A 21,311-nucleotide genomic window follows, 5' to 3' on the forward strand; every position below is an offset into this window, starting at 1 on the left:
GCAAATTAGCAAATTAGCAGATTAGCGAATTGGAAAATGGAAAATTAGCTCATGAGATTTAAGTTAACCCTTCGTGTAGCCCGTTCTTCAGGGCGGTTGTTGCCGCTTAATTATCAATACGAGCAAAGCGCCGTCATTTATCGCGTGCTGGCGAATGCCAATCGTGCGTTCAGTGCCTGGCTGCACAATAATGGCTTTGAGGATGAGAGTGGAAAGCGCTTTCGTTTGTTTACCTATTCGCGTTTCTACGTCCCTCAATATCTTATAAAAGGACGGTTTATGGAGGTGTTGTCGGAATATGTCGAATGGTACATTTCGTTTCTTCCCGAAAACAGCACGGCGGAATTTATACAAGGTCTTTTTCATGACCAATCGTTGGAAGTCGGAAATCGCGAAGCCGTCATGCGATTTGAAGTGCAGCAAGTCTCGCTGGTGCCTCCGCCCGATTATACCGGTACAATGGCTTTCGAAACATTGTCGCCTATTTGTCTGGCGAATAGAGACGACGCAAGGCGGATAACGTATGTTGCGCCCGACCATTCATCCGCTCCGTCACTTATTCAAATGAATTTGATAAGTAAATACCATGCTTTTACGAGAGAAATATATCCGCAAGAGGATGTTGCGATCGCCGTACGGTTGTTGTCGAAGGCCAAACCTGTGCTGATTACCATCAAAACCGGAACCCCACAGGAGAGTAAGGTCCGGGGATTCTTATGCCGTCTCGCATTAACGGCTCCGCCCGACTTGATGAAGATTGCCTATGAATGCGGCCTTGGCGTGAAAAACAGTATCGGGTTCGGAATGGTAAAAGCCGTTGAATATCCAATAAATGATGTCGGCGGCTAAAGAAATTCTGTCGCGGGCAAAACAAGTGCTTCCGGCGATGAAATAAATACTGATGACCGATGAAGAAATGCCGATGAATGTCGAAAAACAATTCAGAATGTAAAACAAATAAGAATCGCGGCCAAATAAATCGGACTGGCATTTAAATAAACGCGAACGGCTTTCGAATATATCCTACTTTCAAAAAATAAATTCAATCGGCAGGCAAATAAATGCGACTGTCGAAAGGATAAACGAATGTGGCTTGTAAATAAATGAGGTTGGCGATTGAATATATACGATCGACTTGATAAGATATTATCGAATTTAGAAAATAAATCCAAAAATGATGGATAAAATTATTTCTGACGGCACATATTTATTCTTTTCCCTCATTGTTTGATTATGTAACCTTTCGTTTTATGAAAAATAGATTCTGATTGATAATGAGTTTTCTATATCCGTTAAACTTGTTTGCATCGAAAAAGCCAATGAATAACCTGTATAAAAAAATAATTAGACAAGTATATTAATAATAGTTAGTATACTTTATATTTTTATCTTCTTCTTTTCCCAATAGAACCCTTACCTTTGTAACGATATTTTTCTTATATTTTTAAGATCTCTTCCGAAAAGTGATTAAATGATGCGAAAGCACCGATTATCATACATGTATTTTAAAGCATATGAAAATGAAAAAAGTAATTATTTTAAGCATTTTGGTGGCTTTTTCGTCGCTTCAGATAAAAGCCCAGCAAGTAAGGGAAAGCGATTGGCCCAACTATAATCGTACGTTGGCGGGAGATCGTTTTTCACCGCTTACACAGTTTACCAAAGAGAATGTAAGCAAATTGAAGTTGGTTGCCACTTTTGATTTGGCATCGGATATTAATTCGTTTCAAACGGGACCGGTCGTCTTGGACGGTAAGATGTATTTTACTTCCGACACGGTAACGTATGCCATTAATGCGGCTACTGGCAAATTATTGTGGAAAAAGGTGCGCTCGAACACGAAGACGCGCGGATATGGTGCAAACAGAGGCGTTGCCTATTTAGACGGAAAACTGTTTCGCGGTTCGTCTGATGCACATTTTTTTGCAATGGATGCCAAAGACGGAAAAATTTTGTGGGAAACGGATTTAGGTTCGGGTACACCGGGAGCGGCTATTCCAATGGCTCCTTTGGTTTGGAATAATTTGATTTTTGTCGGGATAGCCGGCGGTGATCAAGTGGGAGTGGTCGGTTATGTTTATGCGTTGGATGCTAAAACAGGAAAAACCGTATGGACGTTCTGCTCCGTTCCGGATTACAAAGAAAATCCAAAAACATCTACCGGACTTCCTGTAACCGGAGGCGGCTATTGGACATCATTCGGTTTGGATACCGAAAAAGGGGTATTGTATGTCCCGAGCGGCAATCCGGCGCCGGATATGGATATTGAAATCAGAGGCGAAGACCGTAAGTTTTTTAATTATTTGATAGCATTGGATACTAAAACGGGAAAGCTTCTTGGATACAAACAATTAGTTAGAAATGATATTCATGATTGGGACGTTTCGGCTCCTCCGGTAATAATAAATACAAAAGAGGGTCGTAAAATCGTTGCCTCTGCCAATAAAAACGGTTTATTGTCCGTCTTGGACCGTTCGGCTGTTGATGCGGCTTCTGCTGCCGACCCTGCCGGAACATTACCTTTAATATATGAAGTCCCTACTACTACACGCATCAACACGGATGTAAGTTTGTCTCGTGAAGTTTTAACTTATTTCAAACCCGGATATCTGGGCGGAAGTGAATGGAATGGTCCGGCTTATAACCCTCTATTGGATGTGATTTATACCGGAACGACTGATTGGGGACTGAAGGTTAAGTTACCTCCATATGAAAAAGCGATAACAAATATTCCTGCGCCGGGAGCTACATGGTTCGGACCCGACTCTATAGTTTGGGACGATGCCTCCGAGGCAAAAGGATGGCTGAAAGCGTTTAATGCTAAGGACGGCAGTCTGAAATGGGAATATCATTCTCCGGGACCTGTGCTTTCGGGCGTAACGCCGACTGCAAGCGGACTGTTATTTACCTCTTCCATGAACGGCGACATTTATGCCTTCGATGCCGAAAACGGTAAAATCCTTTGGCAAACAAACACCGGGCTTATTAATGGCGGTGGGGTGATAACTTACTTGGTAAACGGCAAGCAATATTTAGCTGTTACGGGCGGTATGAAATCCGACCTTTGGAAATCGACGGCCAAAGTTTGTAAGATGTTTATTTTTGCCTTGAATTGATCGGTGCTTGACACACCGGTGGTAAATTAGTCTGTCTGATTTTTTTTTTCGGCAAAAGACAATATTTAGAAGAAGGTGGTTCAATTGTTTCCTATGGACCATCTTCTTTAATCGTACCGAAATTTAACTTACCGGATGCCTAAATTTCAGTATCGGACAAGGGTATGGTAAAAGAGTGCAAAAACGTTTAGACATCCAAACAAGAAATATTTACAAGGGAAAAATGATTTTGAATAAATATTCCGATATAACCATTTTTATTTTATTGCTTTTTATTCCTCATTTAAAAGCGCAACAAATGTCCGTCGATAGCACAGATGTAAGAACAGATACGCTTATTTCAACTTTACCCGAAATCCAAGTCACAGGTTATTTGGACAGACAATTATATTGGGAAACGCCGGCATCCGTTAGTCTACTCACCACTACGCAAATCGAAATGCAAGCCCCATCCTCGATGGTTGGCGCATTCAATACGTTACCCGGCATACGCATGGAAGAACGGTCTCCGGGAAGTTATCGTTTGTCGATACGAAACAGTTTGGTGCGTTCTCCTTATGGCGTTCGCAATGTTAAGGTGTATTACAACGAATTCCCCTTTACCGACGCCGGAGGAAATACCTATCTGAATGCATTAAACATGAATGATCTCCAAGGCATAGAAGTATTAAAAGGCCCCGACGGCAGTTTATTCGGAGCAAATTCGGGCGGAGTTGTCTTCTTAAAAAGCGATGTCGAAAATAACGATAAAACACAGCTCAACACCTATGCAGGCTCTTTTGGAACCGTTGGGGATAATTTGTCCGTTTCCGGAAATGCCGGGAATCATTTTATATCGCTCAAACAATCATGGCAGAGAAGCGACGGTTACCGCCAGAATACGCAAAATAATAAATTTTTCAGTCAACTGTCAGACAATTGGAATTATTCAAAAAAAGGCTTTTTAGATATATACGCTTTCTTCTCCGATATTTCATACCGCACTCCGGGAGGTTTAACGCTTGAACAGTTTAATGAGAACCCGGAACAAGCCAGGCCGGCAACATCCCGGCTTCCGGGAGCGCAAGAACAAAAGACCGGTTCGCACAATGTAATGTATTTCGTCGGTTTAAGAAATAAAATCGCCGTTAATTCGATGCTCTCCAACACTTCGTCGGCATGGGGTAATTTTGTTGATTATACGAATAGGGCCATAACAAATTACGAAAAACGAAAAGAGGACAATTGGGGATTCCGCTCTTACTTTACATTAAAAAACGCCGATACGATAAGTGAAAAATTAAGATGGTCAACCAACGCCGGCATGGAGTGGCAAAGATTATCATCGGATATTCATAATTTCGATAACAAAGCCGGAATAGCCGGAAACCTACAGGCATATAGCGATATACTCACAACCCAATATTTTTGGTTCGTAAAAGGCCGGGTTGAATGGAAGCACCGTATTATATTCGAGGCGGCCCTGTCCTACAATTATTACAGCTATCACTTTAAAGATACGACCCATATCAAAAACAATTTTAAACCGGTGGCGATGCCTCATTTTGCCTGCAACTATAGGTTAAACGATTTGTTGCTGTTCCGTTTTACCTTAAGCAAAGGATACTCTCCTCCCACAACCGCCGAGGTAAGGCCGGCAAACAATAAAATATATAGTTCCCTTAAGGCCGAATATGGCTGGAACAGGGAGATCGGGGCAAGATTATTTGCTTTTAACAATGCCCTGATTATTGATGCTTCTGCCTATTCAACTAAAATGCGAGATGGTATTGTTACACAGATAGACGAAAACGGAACGTCTTTCTTCGTTAATTCTGGAAAGACAGACCAAACAGGAGCTGAAATTTCTTACTCCTGTTTATTTTCACTGCCCATTCCCTTTATTGAGAATGTAAAATGGAGCGGGGCTTACACCTACTCTCATTACAAATACAAAGATTACCGGACAGAAGACGGAGATTATTCGGGAAACAACGTCCCCGGCATCCCGCGTCATGTGCTCACCAACAGTTTGGCGATTCAATTAAAATCTTCATTCCATTTTTCAGCACAATACACATTTAACGATAAAACGCCGCTCGATGACGCAAACACCCTGTTTAGCAAAGCGTATCATTTATTGCAAGTAAGGGGAAGTAAAACCTTTTGGACGCGGAAGATGAATAGCCTCGAAATTTATGGAGGAATAGATAATCTGCTAAATCGAAAGTACAGTTTGGGTAATGATATAAATGCTTATGGAGGAAGATATTATAATGCTGCGCCGACACGAAACTATTATATAGGCCTAAAAATAAATATTTAAAAATGAAAATGAAATTCATTTTGCAGATTATTCTGTTTTGTTTGATGCCGATATACTTGACGGCGCAAAATGCCAGGGGAAATATCTCCGGAAGAGTGATGAGTGACGATTTGCAGCCGGTTGAGGGATTGAAAGTTTCGTTGTTGAAAGCTTCAAAAAATACGACAACGGATGCCGAAGGATTTTTCGCCTTTTACAACATCCGGTCGGGCGCAGATACCCTGGTGGTTTCATCTGCCGACAAAATACATGAACAGATAGTCGAAATTCCAATCAATAATACATTGAATGTGGGAGAAATACTGATAGGAAAATTATTTAAACAACTAAAAGAAGTGCGGGTTGTCGGGCATCCGTCTTACGAAACCGACTATTCTACACTGGGCACAAAAGTGGAAGCTTACTCGCTCCAGGTGCCGCAAGCCATATCTACGGTAAATAGTGCGTTGTTAAGTGACAAAATGATTATCAATCTGAAAGATGCTGTTGATAATGTAGCCGGTGTAAGTCAATATTCGGGTTATGACGAGTATACCATACGTGGATTCAGGGCCGAAAATGCCCGGCTCATAAACGGTTTGAGAGGATATAACACGACTTATACAAATCCGCTGCTTTTAAATATTGGAAAAATAGAAATCCTGAAAGGCCCATCTTCCACCTTGTATGGAAACGGCGACCCGGGCGGCACAATTAACATGATCACCAAAAAACCCTTGAAGAATACGGTTGCCGATATCGAATTATTTGCCGGTTCGTGGGAGCATTTTCGCATACAAGGCGGTATTACAGGCGCTTTGGATAATAAGAATAAATTCTTAGGGCGTTTGAATGCAGGATATGACCAAAACAAATCATTCCGGTATCAATCGGATGGCAAATCATGGCAAATAGCTCCTTCTTTCAGCTTTTTCCCAAATGATAAATTGGAAGTGAACGCCGATTTTTCAATATCGGCTGTCTATGGCGTTTTAGATCGGGGGCAACCCGGCCTAACGGACAACGATGACTTGAAAGCGACCTCGAAAAAACTAAACCTGAGTCAACCCGGGGATTATTTAAAGGAAACGGATATAGCTTCAACGGTATCAGTCAAATATAAGATAACCGGCGATTTGCATTTCAATTTAGGCTATTTGAATTACCTTACAAGACAAAAAGTGGCGAATCATGGTTTTGAAAGTTATGCGTCGAACGACTCTGTGAATTTGAATTATACAACATGGAAATACAATACGGCAACCAATACCGTATCGGCATTTCTTACATACGACATAAAAACAGGCCCTTTCTCGCACCGACTGCTTGGCGGATACGATTTTGTGCATACCTCTGTGGATTTAAATCAAAAATACTATGAAATACCCGACCGATTTGGCGATGGGTCGGGTATTGTAGGCCGGTTCAGCCTGCTTCAGCCGCAATATGCAAAAAGGCACGTCGATCGGTACAAATTATCGGAATATGATTCGGAAGCAATGGAAGTGGATGGTGAACGATATTATACACAAGGTATTTATCTTCAGGATATGATTAAATGGAACAAGTGGATTTTGTTAGTGGGAATAAGGAATGAATGCTACCGCAGCACAGATGATGAAGATGATGAAGAAGCGATAAAGCAAAATGTATTTCTCCCTCGCATCGGCTTAACTTACCTTCTTCAATCCAATATTGCCGTATATGCAACTTTTAATAAAGGGTTTGATCCCTTTGAAGCTGCGGGAGAATTGCAAATATTTACCGATAAGTTTAAGCCTGTAACCAGTCAGCTTTTCGAAGTGGGGTTGAAGTCGGATATTATCCAAAACCGGCTTTCGGCTTCGCTTGCCGTTTATCAAATTACATTGGATAACGTCGCCGTAAATGCAAACGATCTTTCCAATCCCAACCTGTTTGTTCAACAGGGCGAGAATCGTTCGAGGGGTGTAGAAATTGAACTAAACGGGAACATCTTGCCGAATTTCAGCCTATCGACATCTTACGCATACAACGAGACTAAAATTACCAAAAGCCGCGTGCCGGAAGAAGTAGGAACCATAGCCAACAATGCACCCGGGCACACATCCAACGGATTGTTGAAATACAGTTTTGCACAAGGTTTTTTGAGAGGGTTGTCCCTTCTGGGCGGATATACGTTTGTAAGCAAACAAAATACACTGCAAAAGAATTTTACGTTACCCGCTTATTTTCTTCTGGATGCCGGATTACAGTATAGTTATCAGAAACTTACATTAAGTGTAAATATAAAAAACATTGCAGACAAAGACTATTGGTATGGTGCGTACAATAATGTATATAAATGGGCGGGTATGCCCCGGAATATAATGGCGGGATTAAAATATACGCTATGAAATATGCGTAAAAAAGATATCGCATGGGAACTAACTGTCAGCAAGTCGCTTCGCATCGGTTAATTGACGGTACGAATCATTATCCGTTTATTCATGAGGTTGATCTTTGAGAAATCCTTTGTCCATCCAAAGAGTTTTCAGGTTCCGGAATCGATGGATGAAGTCCTCGTAATCTTTATTCTCGCGGGATGTCCATCCGCTTTCGGCATAAGCTGCGATTCTCGGGAAAGTCTGATAATAGACCCTGGCCGTATTCGGCGTATATTCTCCCCACATTTGGCAGCCCAATCCCAGAATCTTGGGTTCGTCTTCTTTTTTCAATCCTTCGGGGATGGGATCGAACGAATAAGCCTGCTGAAGCGATATACGGTCGTACCCATAATCAAGGTATGTGAAGTGACGGTTCGAATTGACCACGTCATACCCCTTTTCGATGGCTTTGTTCACGAGACTGATGTCGCCGTCCCAAAAGTGGACGATCGTTCCGGGAGCTAGTTGCTCGGATTGGCTGGCTTGCATGTGCTCCTCCCCGCGGATATTGTCGCCCGTGATCTCGTTCCATCCCATCATCCGTACTCCTTTGGCGGATAAATAGCGGGAGAAACGGTTGATAGACCATACCTGCAGGTCGGAAAATGTAGGTATATTGTTTTCTTTCATAAAAGCTACGATCTCCGGATTATTCTGCCAGTGTGTATAATTCGCTTCATCACCCCCGATATGGACAAGCTTGGAAGGAAACAGGGCGATCACTTCGTCCAACACATGATGCAGGAATTCCTCCACTTTCGGATCGGTTACGTTGTATAAGTCGCCCCATACGCCGTATCCCTGCGAGCGGCTCGAAGATCCGAGCCAAGGGTAGGCATAGATGGCTGCGGAAGCATGCCCTGGGACTTCTATTTCCGGCATGATTTGGATGCCCCTGTCGGCGGCATAGCGTACAATTTCGCTGATTTCGTCCTGAGTATAAAACATTTTTCGATTTGGATATAGCTTATCCCATTCTTCCGCCACCTGTTTATGGGAAAAGTCGCGTTTGGATCCGATGGTCGTCAACTCCGAATATTGTTTTATCTCGATACGCCATCCCGGGTCGTCCACCAGATGCCAGTGAAAGATATTCAGTTTGAGGCGGGCCATTTCATCGAGCAATCCTTTTACTACGTGCATTCCGTGGAAGTGGCGGCTTTCGTCGAGCATAAACGCCCGCCAGGGAAAGGCCGGTTCGTCTTCGATGGTACAAACAGGGACGCTGAATTTTCCCTGATCGTTCTTTATGATCTGCCGGAGCGATTGCAATGCGTACAATAATCCGTTTTTTGTTGAAGCTTCGGCTGTGATCCGGTTTTTATGTTTGTTTCCTATCGTCAATCGATATCCTTCGTTGCTTGGCGATGCTTTTTCGTTGAGCTTTACGACAAGATCGGCATCGCTTTTGGATGTGAAAGAAGTCTGGATCCCCAATTCGTAAAAGATAGACGAAATATAGAGCTTGTTCAGTTGGGCGTCCGGATCAAGATAAATACGGAGGCCATTTTTTAACGCAATATCACCACCTTTTACCTGTGCATGCAGTGGTTTTGGGACGATAGGCAGTTCCTGTGCCCCGCCAAAAAGTGGCAGGCAAAATGCAAGACAAAAAAGATAGATTAATTTGATATTCATAATGGATAAATAAATAATTTAATGTTGGAAAATTTCAGGATATCTGCGGATAAAATATAGGGGAGTACAACTCCATGCATGGCAGTAACTATTTAACGGATGAAAATTGTAAGGCGACAGATAATCATTGCCGGGGTCATATACTTCCCAAAACGTGTCCGCTCCTTTTTCAATCATTCCGCCCCAATAAGAGGTCAGTATCTCCTTTGCTTCTTTTTGCAATCCGGCGTCAATGAGTGCCTGAATGTAATAATGGTACAAATAAGGCGATCCCGGAGTCGTAACGTTTTCCGAACGGCTTAAATTTTGCAAAGCTCTCCGGGCGTCTTTTTTCGATGCGATTCCACTTAATACCATCCATATTTGGGAGGCATACGATATTTGTTTGTTTTCAAGCCCGGTGAAAAAACCTGTCTTTTTATCGTAATAACGGCGGTAGGCGGCTTTAGTCATTTTTTCTATTAAAGCGGGGAGTTCGGATACTTCCTGTTCTTTTCCGAGCAGTTTTGCTAACTCATAGGTGTTTTTTAATGCGAATACCGACACTCCATGCAACGAAACCTCCTTATACAGATTATCTTTCCAATCGATATGGATCCACCATTCTTTGTTAGCCTTTTTAAAATCCATTAATCCGTCGGGTTGCAAATACGTGTGAATAATATCGAGTTGCTTTTTCGCGACCACCCATAAATCGCCGGCGGTTTCTTTGTCGCCGGTGGCTTCCAGATAATCTTTCAGTGTGACGTTATAAAGCAAGGCATATTCCAAAAGGAATAACCGGGAATCGCCGTGAGGTTCCGGAGTTTCATATACACAAGGATGTAGATAGCCGTTGGGATGGCTCAATCCGGCTAACAGATACAGGCATCTTTTAGTCAATTCGATCTGCTTGAACGAATAGTAATTGGCCATTGCCTGAAGATACAGGTCACCGATCCATAAGCGCTGGTCTCTTTTCGGGCCGTCTTCAAAGACGGTCTGCATACACTCTTTCAATGTATTTAACGACGTTTCATCAATTTTCCGGATCATCGGATCAACGCCGGAGGGTAGGGGCGCGACCGCTGTTGCAGCCGAAGTGCCGGCATTGCAGTACATGCTTGTGAATCCGAAAGCATAAGATGGTTTTGCCGTCAGTTCTATTTTTACATATCTGAAAGATACCCGTCGTGGAATAGTTGTGGTGGAAGGCAGGGTCATAACGGTTACCGTTTCGTCCTGCATCCATGCCCGGGAAAGGCCTCCCGGAAACGGATCGAACGGCGTCATTATTTCGGAAGGAGTCTCGCCGAAAGTGAATTTCAACCGTACGGGAGCGTCCGCCACAGTACCGATGGGGGCCAGAGAGAAAGAGAAATATCCCGTCACGTGTTCTCCGAAATCAAGAATGATTTCCGTTTGATCACGAAAGGAGTTCCCATAGAACGAGAGTATATTTTCTTTCGAAGCCGGCTCAACTTTCCATCCTTGAAAAGCTTGTTGATCGGGAACAATCTTTACCGTCTGCAAAGGCGCTTTTTGGGTAAAGACGAGTTGAGGGGTGTTTGCTTCGGCTTTTTCCAGCCAACGGACACGATAATCTTTGTAAAAATCCGTATCCTGCGCATGTAAACCCCATGTAAAAAGAAACAAAAAAACGGATATCCAGTATTTATACATCTTTCTCACTTCTAATTTCTCATTTTCCACTTCTCCCTGTCCGATATACATAGTTGAAGCGCCCTCCGGGAGCAACGTCGCCATTGAGGTACCAGTCCATCGGGTCGTCTTCGTCTTGCATATTGTCCGACCATTTGAATTCAAAATCAAGATCGGATGTCTTTAAGCCGATGGAAGAAGCCGGAAAAGAAATCATCAGCTTTTGCCCTTCTTGAGCAAGAGCAATGGTTTTAAAGGTAATCCATTTACCATTATCGTAACGTTGTAATTGCGTGCCTCCATCGATGCGGTAATCATATCCGTACCAACCGGTGTGGTGGTTACGGTCGCTATCGATATAAAGCCTCATCCAATTACTCCCCGGATTATCTGTGATATCATCGGACGTTTCGGCATAGAAATAAAGATTCTCTTTATCGCGTGCCGCTTTCAGAATATAAAAATCATTCCTGCCGGTTGTGTTCGTATATGTTTTTGAGGGATTCAATTCGGCTCCCGGATGATTCCGGTGCGCCGTATCATTTACATAATCCGTAAAGACAGGCTTCACCTTGTTCCAATCCGAAAAGTTTTCGATCTTTTTAGGGGCGCTCGCCGACGGCACCGCGTTTACGCCTTTATATCGTCTGATGTTTGCTGTCAACTGCATGTAAAAGTTATCTCTCAGGCCTGCCGTAAAAGTCGGTTCAATATCGCGGCTGTATTCGGGGCTGGCCTGGTCACAGAAATACGAATGTTCGGGGTTCCCATCCGTGCTTCCCCAGCGCCCGGCAATCCATTCATTCCATCCGGTGACAAACACAAAGGGGACATCTTGTTTGAGGGCGTAATCCCATTGTTCCTGGAAATTGTAGCCGTAACGGATATCGGTTTCCGGATTTCCGTGCGATCCGTTTCGATAACTTCTTCCCCAATTATCCATATTACCGTAAAAGGCCGATCCGCCCATTCCGGCTGCCGGATTGGGATGCTGTGCTACCGACACGTTGATGATTTCCCGTTCGCCTTTCAAGTTTGTGTAAACCGATTGCGGGCGGCGGAAATCGATCCACGGCCAACCGTTCGGTTGATCGGGTTCGTTGGGCCATTGGGCTTCCCGGAAAGAGAAGAACGATTCGAAATCTTTTCCTTCGGCTTCTTTTGTCCTTCCGATGATCAAGGGTTTTCCTCCCAGATAATACCATGTCGACGGATAATAATAAGGCGCTCCGGATTTATAAAAAGCATTGTATATCCGTTGCATGGTATCACCCGAAGCCGTATTCGTGTAATAGACGATTCGGGGAGGGTTTTTCCCCTGATCCTGCAGAGACTTGATCGCTTTCATCAGGACTGCCGATTGTTTTTCGTAAATAACGGTGTTCGTTGCGTCCAGCACTAAAAAGTCCACCCCGGCATCCGTCAATAACTGCATGCTTTTAAGATGTACCCAATAATCCTCTCCGCTGTAATAACCGTAAATAGGTTCTCCCCAGAAATAATAAAATCCTCGCGAAGCAGAACCCCAGTGCGGACTGTCTCCGTCTTCAAGCGCTTCGGGATGTGCCGGAATTATTTTACTCAGATCCCACGCATGTTCCGATGTTTTCGAGATGGGATCGCCTTGCCATAGGAAATAGAACATAGCCACTTGCCGGTTTTTTCTCAAGTTACCGGTTTCTTTGTTACCGGGCAAAACTCGTCCCAGTTCATCTGCGCCCGCGTACGGTTGAACGAACGCGATCTCCTCGGCCGATGGTTGTTCGTTGGCGGGAGTTCCCTCTTCAAAGTTCTCGATGTTTTTTTCCTTGCACGAAGATGCACAGAGAAAAGCGGATGCCGAAATCAATAAAAAATAATAGATTGTTTTCATTCTTTTTTAGAAGATGGTGTGCCGAAAACGTTCTTTACTGCATCCAGATATTGATATTTCCAAATAGTGTCCGGTTCCAGATAGCTGCCTTCCGACCATTCGTTCCATGCATTGATCGTCACTATTTTGGGTTGTATGTTGTTTTTATCGATAAACTCTTTGGCTTTGACAAGATATTTCTCGAATTTTTGCGGAGTGGAATTGGTAATATAACCCGTTTTGAAGGGAAATCTGGGGTTGGCATCCCAACTAACCGTTATGTTCGGGTAATAGGTCATGGAAAAATCTTTCCCGAATTTGTTCCACATATTCGTTGAAGCATCACCCCATACTTCATAATCCCCATCGGGATTTTGCAGGTGAGCCCAGCAATAATTCGTCAGGCTTTTGAATCCGAAATACGACAATACTTCGCTCTGGCTTTGAATGCTGTCGCCGGGTACGCCTTCAATCGAGCTTGGTAGCGCTTCCCATAAGATACTTTGCAGATGCAGTCCTGGAAATCCGGCCTCTTTGGTTTTTTGTGTGAAATAATCCAACGCTTCCTTTGTTTGTTCGGGGCCTCCCAAGCCGTTGATGAGCGTGTTCAGTTCGTAGATGCAGAAGACCGGTTCGTCGTTTATTTTGTAATAGGACGGGTCTTTGAAATATTGATTGATCACTCTGTTCACCACGATATTGAATTGTTCGCGATCTACTTCGCCGTCCCAGATGACCGAGTCTTTACGCGGATTATCCACATCCCAGTAAGTGGTCGCATCGTGATTCGCCCACATCAGATAGAAGTTCATGCGCCCGTTGTTGGCTTTCAGAAAGCCGTTATTGATGCAATCCTCCAGGAAGGGTTGTTTATCGAACCAGTACCAGTCGAAGATAAAAGTATTCACTCCATATTCTAAGGCGGTCTCTATCTTTTTATCCATATCTTCGGGATTTGCCTCATTCTGGTAACCCCATAAAGGGACTTTCGGCTGTCGGTGTCCTTCTTCCTTCGCTTTGGCATTATAAATGATTTCCCATTCACCTTTCTTTTCCGGAAAGAGGAATTCTGCGCGAGGTTCGTAGTGGTAAGCCGGCCAATAGAATGCCGCGACGGTGTATTCCGGCGTTTCTTGATTTTTCTTATGATTATTTTTACAGGCGGGTAATAAAAAAAATGCCGGTATTAAGAAAATCGCAAAAAATAATGTTTTGTAGTTCATGCCATGCTTATGTTTTTAATTTATTTCTTTGATAATTGAATGTTGTAAAACGCTGGTATCATAGTTCTTTTTATTGAACGACGCAAAAATAAGGATTACAATCGAATATATATTGCAAAAAATGATACAAATACTACGATTTTTGATAAGCCGGTTTTTTTGACTTTGTTATTTTCGTGCTTTTAATATGGCGCCATACTCATCCAATACGGCGATTGTTTCATTTTCACCGTATAAATCAAAATAGTTTTGATGCAACATCCATGTAGCGAACGTTGTAAAAGAATCTATGCCTAATTTTCTATATATTTCAACATCCCGTTTGCAATAGCCGGCATTCCAAGGGATTTTACGCCATTCATTTCTTTTCCAGTTTGAAAACATGGACGCGTCCAACCAATATTCCAGTATGCATGCGGTTTCTTTTGAAAAAACCGTTAGATTTTCTTTTAATGCTTCGTATTGTTCAGATGGCAATGGATTCACATAATTGCGGCCAATGGGTGCAAATTCAAGAAATATTCCTTTTTCGGGTGTAATTATTTTCGGTGCGTTTAAAGTACTCGCATAAGCTAAGTGAGCCAAAGTGGCTTTTGGATTGATTTTGCGAATGATCTTCAACATTCTGTTCTCGTAAATTAAGGCTTGATCGCTCGGTGAATATATTTTACATTTTTCACAATGACAAAATCCATCGTATGAATCATCTGTCCAAAAAAAATAACGGTTTGTAGTAGGTTTGATCCATTTGAGCAATTCCGTCATATTCCTTTCTATAATATCCCATGCTTCGTCGGAAGAGAAACACATATTCCAGTCAGTCGTTCTTATTCCATTTGTATCGACACGAAAATATTCAGGATGATCCTTAAACAATGTACGGGTAAGAATTTCTTGTAATACATGACATTCATATTCAATATCTATGTTATTTACCTTACATAAATTCATGAATAACTTACCTTCATTGCTTTCAAGGAATAATCGAAGGCTGTCTAAATTTTCCGTTATGCTGTTGGAATGTATTCCTATTAGATTGATGTCTGCTTCTTTCAAAATAGCAATCGTTTTTTCAGCTCCGATAGAAAGGATATCGCTCGGATAAAGAACGACGCCCCGGAAACTCTTTTTTGAAGGGATATCTTTATTATTGCTACAGAAAATGTTGAATGCTATAAACAAAAAGATAATTGTGATTGAAGTTGTTCTATTTTGCATATCGTTTTTACTTTTGACTATAAATATGAAAATGACCGGAAGGAAACTTGTAACTGACATTTCCTGGGGTCGATTCAATCCGTGAGAAGTTGCAATCTTCCAATTTTTTCCCGTTAACCGTAAATACTCCGTCGAAAGGAAATGTTACCAGTCCGGTTGAATTGGGCGGAATGGTAATTTCCCAGTCGAATCTGTTTTTTTCTTTTTTCCAACTGCTTATCACTTCGCCGAAGGGGGAACGAATACTGGCTTTCGCCCAAGGCAGGTAATCGCAGAATAAAGGTTGGAAGCGAATGACCTTAAATCCGTAACCGGCAGAATCGGGGCGTATGCCGGCGATATCTTCAAAGAAGGAAACATCGAAACCTGCCTGCATCGGATGGTTATAGGATGCTTCCGCAGCCGACTTCCGTGTAATTTCGTTAACCGGCAAGATTTCCCATAGCGATGTGGCTTGTGCCGATTTCCACATCCACTCGAAACTGTTTTCCCCTTTTTTCGTAAACATATTCCATGCAGCCTGAGCGTTTTCATTTCGGGCGAGCATACTTCCCATCCGGCACAATCCGAATATTCCACAATACATAAACCCTTCACTTTTTTCATTCATATTCCGGACAATGGCATCCGCGACGGCTTCTTCGTCTCCCGAAGGGACGAATCCTAAATCGAGAGCCATGGCATCTGCTGTCTGCGTCCCGAAAGTCTTGTTCATGGGATCGTACATCGTTGCGATGATTTCATGCGCTATTTCTTCTTTTTTTGCCCCAAATGTTTTTGCATCGCTTTCTTTTCCCAGTAAACGGGCAACCTGTTCCATAATATGGGTATCGAGATAATGAAAAGCCGTGGAAGTAAATTCAACGAGGGGATTGTCTGCCGATTGATACGTAGGTAGGCACCAGTCGCCAAGTCCTTGATAAACAATGGACGTTGTTTCCGGATTGTATTTTTTTGTTCGTTCTTTATTTTTTGCTAACGATTCCACATATTCCGTCCATTGCTTCATCAACGGGTAATACTCCTCGAGTATTTTCCGGTTCCCGTAATACACATACATCCACCACGGGAGTTGTACCAACACTGTACCCCAATCCGGGGAGGCCACTCCGCAAAGGCGTTTTCCCGGAGCGATCATATAGGGTATTCCGGCCGGTTTATCCTCAAAATAGAAAGTGTTGTTATATCTTTCATGAAACAAGGTGTTTTTTTCTTCTTTTGAAGCGCCTGAACGGATATCTTCAAGATATTTTTGCCAAAAATTATCCATTTGAAAATTCAGAGCAGCCATTTTTACGTAGGCATGGACATCGCCCAACCATCCGCACTTCTCTCTCGTGGGACAATCGGTCGGTATACCGTGAAGATTACTTTTGACGGTTCGTACCGCCATCTCGTGCAACGTGTTAATTTGCTCATCGGCGCATTCAAAAGTGCCGCTGTTTTCTACATCGGAATGAACCGTCACCAGTTTGAGGGTTGTTTCATTCGGCTCTTCTGAAATTCCGGAGAGTTCGGCATACCGGTAACCGTGATAAGTGAATCGTGGCGACCAGCGTTCTATCGAACCTCCTTTGCAGGTATATTCGTCTTGGAATATGCGGCCTTGGTGAATCCAGCCGGTGGATTCAAAATCCAAACTCCCGGTTGTATCGACTTCTTCGGAAAAACGGATGGTGATGTGTGTGCCTTCAGGTTGCTGAACCTCTAATAGCGGAATGCCCGCTACGTTCACGCCAAAATCATAAATCCAGTTGCCGAATGGGTCTTGCCAAATTTTTTTCGCCGATAGGACTTCTTTTTTTCGGATGGGTTCTATCAGTTGAGGCATCAAGCGGGAAGGTGTGTTTTCCGACGCCGGCAACGCGGGTTGCCATCCGTCGGTTGACATGCCCGGCATATTCCAATTTTTTATTTCCCGGCGGGAATCATAACTTTCCCCTAGGTAAATATTTGTTTCGCAAACAGGACCTTCTTTCCACATCCAGCTTTCATCGCTTCCCAATATCCTGCGGCTACCGTCCTTATAAAACATCACAAGCTGAAGCCGAAACATCGGGTCGCCGTATGAAAGGCCTCCCCAGGCTTTGTCTTGTGAGAACCATCCGTTGCCAAGCATAACTCCTATACAGTTACTCTCTTTTTGCAGGTATTCCGTTACATCGAATGCGCTATATAAAGCATATTGTTCGTAATTGGTTTGTGCCGGATCCAAGAAACGGGTAGAGTCGACGTTTTGTCCGTTCAGATAGAGCTCGCCAGCGCCTAAACCGCAGAAATAAGCGATTGCTTTTGTCGGAAGTTTGTCGTTTAATTCAAATGCCTTCCTAAAATAAGGCAGAGGCTGTTCTTTAGAGTAAGGGTACGTTATCCATTTTGCCATCCATAATGTTTCGCTTAACAGTCCGATAGAAAAATACGCAGGATCGCTCCAGCGGCTAACTTTACCGGAGTTATCCCAAATTCTTACCCGCCAGTAATAAGGGGTCGCTTCTTTCAAGGATAATTCCGGCTTGATATTGAATTGTTTGTCGGAGAGTTGTTTTCCCGACTTCCACACGTCCGCTTTTCCTTTTTGAAGCAAATCTCTACGGGACGCTATTTCAATTTCCCAGGCAGTTTGAGAAACACCTTCCTCCGAAGTTTTTATTTCCCAGCTTAATAACGGAAAATCAACCCCTTCAGGGTCGGTTAAATTGTGGCATCGCAGTTCATCAATAACGATATTCTGATATACTTTTGTTTGCCATGATGAAATCGATAGAACCATGATCACAAAAAGAATAAAACGGATTTGATAACGTAATCTACTGGAGCGCAAGTTTTGAATTTTTCTATACATGAGAATTTCGGATTATTATGAATTAACTATGTTAGCGTGTTACTTGGAGCCATTTTCCCGAGAGTGAGCCGTCAATTTCGAGCAACAACGACTCTCCCTTCACTTCCGAAGGAATAATCTTTTCACCCAATTTCACGACGGGTGATTTTCCGCCTGCCGCGATGGGCAATCTAACATGACCTGTCCCCGTGATCTGTATTTGGTAAACAGTTCCTTTATCATTTGTTTCGGGAATGAAGACAATTTTCGTAAGCGGTTGCTCAGCGAAGGAATATTTATGACCATCAATTACGATATCCTTACAATGGCTACCGATAAAGGCTGTCAGACGGTTATTATTGCCAGTTCTGAAAGCCATTGAAAGTTTTCCATTGTATGTGATTCTGTGTCCGTTGATAGCTATATTGTTAAGATCAATGATGTCGGTAGGTAATGGGTTGTCAGCGAGAGCTTGTGCATCTTTTTCGGCATTCCGGGAGAATCCTCCTTCCCAATTTTCGCAATGTGTGCGATAATGTCGTACTACCATCGTTGTGGTATTTGGAAATGCGGTTACGAAGTAAGCGGAAGTACGCGACACCACTGAAGGGTTATCGTTAACGCCCGTCACGCGTCCTGTAGCGGGATATGCATCGGCTGCATGAAGCAGTTCGAACAAGGTGCGCGTTTCGTAACCGAGGCTCTGCGACTGATCATCACGCGGACGGTATCCAAGATAGTAGAATGTCCCTTTTCCATGATCGGTTTTTACTCCGACGATTTTACCGTCACATAGTGCGACGACTTCATTATCATTGGAGTCTACCGGATAGATCCGGTCCACGAGAAAATCGGTCAGAATGGTTTGTGGTGGAACAGCAGAGAAACTTTCCTTGAAAGTGATTTCCTTGCCCGTTGCGATTTCACCCATATAGTTGTCGTATTGGTAGCTAATTCCCGCCAGTTGTTGCCATTGCGCCGTACAATCGAGTCCTTCCGAGTCGAGCAACGGTGGAGGGCCGAACCAGAGCACTTTACCTCCATTTTTCATAAACTGCGCCAGCATATCGAGTAGTCCTTTTTCCGGTAAGGGTTCAAAAAGCACAACCAATGTGCCGTAGGTTTTGTCTTTTACCTTTAATTTGCCATCAACCGATGCCTCGCCCATTTCTACCAATTTTTCGGCGGTAAGATAGTTGGTATAGCCATATTGGGTAATCCAACTGCCGAAGCGTTCTTCTACCGCTACCAAACTCAAGGGATAGAGTGTCAACACATCCACATCACGGTGAACACCTCCTGTGATCATAGAGATGTCGCGGGGCGGCTGGGCGCCGAAAGCATAGTCGATGGCCATCCGGCGTTCCAGCGCCTTGTCAGGGAACCCCCAAGCTGCCGCATAAGCGCTCGGGTATTTGTTGATCACTCCGATAGATGCGGCCATCGCCGCACCATAATAGTTGCGATCGCTCCAGCCACATTCCGCGAAATCATTACCGGTTGGTTGCAAGTATTCACCCCACTTGAAATAGTCGTAACAAGCCGCCGCCGCTTGGTGTACCGTGTTACTCCACACGAAATTAGACGTATATTCGTATTGCGAGGGGAATCCGGGCAACCTTTCCGTGTTCCACAGATCAATAGTCGGGCTTTCGGCCCAGGAAGCATGTGCGCCGGTTTTCAACTCGCGTTTGAACAATGACTCGCCGTATGTTTTCGCCTCCTTGAACAGGTCAACGACTCCGTTGTTCAACAATTTATAGTAACGGTCGCGCAACAGGAACGTCCGGTGAATGTCTTCCGGTTCCGGTCCCATCACGTACTGCACGTTGAGTACTGAATGGGCGAACGGCTCGAAATTGGGCGCGCCGTAAACGAAATAAAGCAGGTATTTGTCCTCGAACGGCTGCCCGAATTTTCGGGAGTACGTTTCAGCCATGCTTCTTGTGAGATAACGTTCGGCAAACTGTCCGTTCTCGTGGTGACTGAAATAGCTCCAGTCTTGCTGGATATGCATTTCGTCGGAGTACAGCGCCGTCAGGTTCACACCTTTATCGTAGTATTTTTTCATCAATGCCTTGAGAAAAATCGGCGCATCATCGTTGAAATAATCCATTTCTTGAGTTTCATATTCGAGCATAACCATTACCCGGTCGTACCCAGACACACAGGGCTCTTCACCAGAAACGTGCAGCAGGCGCATCTCAATGCTCTGTCCTATCCCATGCGTAGCATAGGTCATTGTATCGGTTGATTCGTACTCCACTTGAGTCAAAGGCACTATGTTCTCCGGCTTAACCACACGATAGGGAATGTGTCCGCCGCTTTCTTTAAAGGCATAAGCTTTGACGCTTTTCAACTTTACAGGCGATTTGCCTTTGTTGTTGGTCCAGTAAAGCTGCTGCCAGATAGGAAGGTTGAACTTACCAGTATTGGCATCCCTAAATCCTACTTTGTAAGCCAGCCAGCGTCCGCTGTTACCAGTCTGTTTTTTATATGCATGTCCCAGTTCTATAGGACTAAGCAGGCTCAAACACAATCCAAGGTCGTATCGCTTCGCAAAGTCGCTTACGATCTTGATTTTATCCACATATTCCTCCATATCGGGTGTCAACTGCCGTTCAATTCCCGAATCATTGCGGTATTGCCTGAAAAATTCGTCGAAAGCGACGATTAATTCTTCAGACCCACGTCTACTATTCTCTTCACAAATTTGTCTCAAACTTCGGATGTCCTTATTGTATCCGATAGATAAGTCTATCTCCTTGTCGGGATCAATCAAGTCTGTTAATTGTTGATCGCTGGTGAGGATAATTGATTGAGCCCAAATCGATAATCCACTTCCACAGAGGGATCCTAACACACATATTAAAAAGAAAGTTTTTATTACCTTCATAATTGAATTATGGATAGTTGGTTCCACTGAAAAGCATTGAGATGTTTCATTTTTTCCAAATATAGGCAAGATCGTCTAACTACTTAGCAAAATCTTGTAGGAAGTTGATATTCTTTTCCAACAACCCTATCGTTTTTTTCCAAAATTTTCAGAGTTCTCGGAATGTATGTCCGGATTCATCTAAGTTTTGATTAAAAAATATTAGATGAAACAAGTA

11 protein-coding genes are annotated in these 21,311 nt (G+C 43.4%); 4 read left to right on the forward strand and 7 right to left on the reverse strand.

Features of this window, described 5'->3' with window-relative positions; all coding sequences use genetic code 11:
* Positions 1-51: 51 nt before the first annotated feature.
* The 4 genes from cas6 to ABNK31_RS06885 all read left to right on the forward strand — a co-directional run bounded on the left by cas6 (position 52) and on the right by ABNK31_RS06885 (position 7,775).
* On the forward strand, positions 52-849 hold the full coding sequence (gene cas6, locus ABNK31_RS06870; RefSeq protein WP_418894934.1) for a CRISPR-associated endoribonuclease Cas6: 798 nt from the start codon (positions 52-54) through the stop codon (positions 847-849).
* Positions 850-1,520: 671 nt separating this feature from the next.
* Entirely contained in the window at positions 1,521-3,116 is a 1,596-nt protein-coding gene (locus ABNK31_RS06875) for a pyrroloquinoline quinone-dependent dehydrogenase (protein ID WP_418894935.1), read from the forward strand.
* Between the two features lie 298 nt (positions 3,117-3,414).
* Positions 3,415-5,421 (forward strand): TonB-dependent receptor, encoded by a 2,007-nt coding sequence (locus tag ABNK31_RS06880; RefSeq protein WP_418894936.1) that lies wholly within the window; start codon positions 3,415-3,417, stop codon positions 5,419-5,421.
* Positions 5,422-5,423: 2 nt separating this feature from the next.
* On the forward strand, positions 5,424-7,775 hold the full coding sequence (locus ABNK31_RS06885) for a TonB-dependent siderophore receptor (protein ID WP_418894937.1): 2,352 nt from the start codon (positions 5,424-5,426) through the stop codon (positions 7,773-7,775).
* An 87-nt stretch (positions 7,776-7,862) separates the two neighbouring features.
* On the opposite strand, the gene ABNK31_RS06890 is transcribed toward ABNK31_RS06885, so the two are convergent.
* From ABNK31_RS06890 to ABNK31_RS06920, 7 genes are all read right to left on the reverse strand, one after another.
* Positions 7,863-9,443 (reverse strand): beta-N-acetylhexosaminidase, encoded by a 1,581-nt coding sequence (locus tag ABNK31_RS06890; protein ID WP_418894938.1) that lies wholly within the window; start codon positions 9,441-9,443, stop codon positions 7,863-7,865.
* 18 nt (positions 9,444-9,461) lie between these two features.
* Positions 9,462-11,105: a glycoside hydrolase gene (locus ABNK31_RS06895; protein WP_418895370.1), complete on the reverse strand. Its 1,644-nt coding sequence runs from the start codon at positions 11,103-11,105 to the stop codon at positions 9,462-9,464.
* A gap of 19 nt (positions 11,106-11,124) precedes the next feature.
* Entirely contained in the window at positions 11,125-12,957 is a 1,833-nt protein-coding gene (locus tag ABNK31_RS06900) for a hypothetical protein (RefSeq protein WP_418894939.1), read from the reverse strand.
* Positions 12,954-14,159 (reverse strand): glycoside hydrolase family 99-like domain-containing protein, encoded by a 1,206-nt coding sequence (locus tag ABNK31_RS06905; protein WP_418894940.1) that lies wholly within the window; start codon positions 14,157-14,159, stop codon positions 12,954-12,956. The genes ABNK31_RS06900 and ABNK31_RS06905 overlap by 4 nt, the downstream gene beginning before the upstream one ends.
* 168 nt (positions 14,160-14,327) lie before the next feature.
* Positions 14,328-15,377: a DUF4838 domain-containing protein gene (locus tag ABNK31_RS06910; RefSeq protein WP_418894941.1), complete on the reverse strand. Its 1,050-nt coding sequence runs from the start codon at positions 15,375-15,377 to the stop codon at positions 14,328-14,330.
* A gap of 7 nt (positions 15,378-15,384) precedes the next feature.
* Positions 15,385-18,219, reverse strand: coding sequence for a family 78 glycoside hydrolase catalytic domain (locus ABNK31_RS06915; RefSeq protein ID WP_418894942.1), 2,835 nt, complete (start codon positions 18,217-18,219; stop codon positions 15,385-15,387).
* Positions 18,220-18,250: 31 nt separating this feature from the next.
* Positions 18,251-21,094, reverse strand: a complete 2,844-nt coding sequence (locus ABNK31_RS06920) for a hypothetical protein (RefSeq protein ID WP_321579690.1) — start codon at positions 21,092-21,094, stop codon at positions 18,251-18,253.
* Between the last annotated feature and the right edge of the window lie 217 nt (positions 21,095-21,311).

Origin of the sequence: Limibacterium fermenti (genome assembly GCF_041902845.1) — a bacterium.
Lineage (GTDB): Bacteria > Bacteroidota > Bacteroidia > Bacteroidales > Dysgonomonadaceae > Limibacterium > Limibacterium fermenti.

What these genes read in the sequence shown, in the direction of transcription:
- cas6 (WP_418894934.1), top strand. Translation starts at nt 52, where the DNA reads ATGAGATTTAAGTTAACCCTTCGTGTAGCCCGTTCTTCAGGGCGGTTG.
- ABNK31_RS06875 (WP_418894935.1), top strand. Translation starts at nt 1,521, where the DNA reads ATGAAAAAAGTAATTATTTTAAGCATTTTGGTGGCTTTTTCGTCGCTT.
- ABNK31_RS06880 (WP_418894936.1), top strand. Translation starts at nt 3,415, where the DNA reads ATGTCCGTCGATAGCACAGATGTAAGAACAGATACGCTTATTTCAACT.
- ABNK31_RS06885 (WP_418894937.1), top strand. Translation starts at nt 5,424, where the DNA reads ATGAAAATGAAATTCATTTTGCAGATTATTCTGTTTTGTTTGATGCCG.
- ABNK31_RS06890 (WP_418894938.1), bottom strand. Translation starts at nt 9,443, where the DNA reads ATGAATATCAAATTAATCTATCTTTTTTGTCTTGCATTTTGCCTGCCA.
- ABNK31_RS06895 (WP_418895370.1), bottom strand. Translation starts at nt 11,105, where the DNA reads ATGTATAAATACTGGATATCCGTTTTTTTGTTTCTTTTTACATGGGGT.
- ABNK31_RS06900 (WP_418894939.1), bottom strand. Translation starts at nt 12,957, where the DNA reads ATGAAAACAATCTATTATTTTTTATTGATTTCGGCATCCGCTTTTCTC.
- ABNK31_RS06905 (WP_418894940.1), bottom strand. Translation starts at nt 14,159, where the DNA reads ATGAACTACAAAACATTATTTTTTGCGATTTTCTTAATACCGGCATTT.
- ABNK31_RS06910 (WP_418894941.1), bottom strand. Translation starts at nt 15,377, where the DNA reads ATGCAAAATAGAACAACTTCAATCACAATTATCTTTTTGTTTATAGCA.
- ABNK31_RS06915 (WP_418894942.1), bottom strand. Translation starts at nt 18,219, where the DNA reads ATGTATAGAAAAATTCAAAACTTGCGCTCCAGTAGATTACGTTATCAA.
- ABNK31_RS06920 (WP_321579690.1), bottom strand. Translation starts at nt 21,094, where the DNA reads ATGAAGGTAATAAAAACTTTCTTTTTAATATGTGTGTTAGGATCCCTC.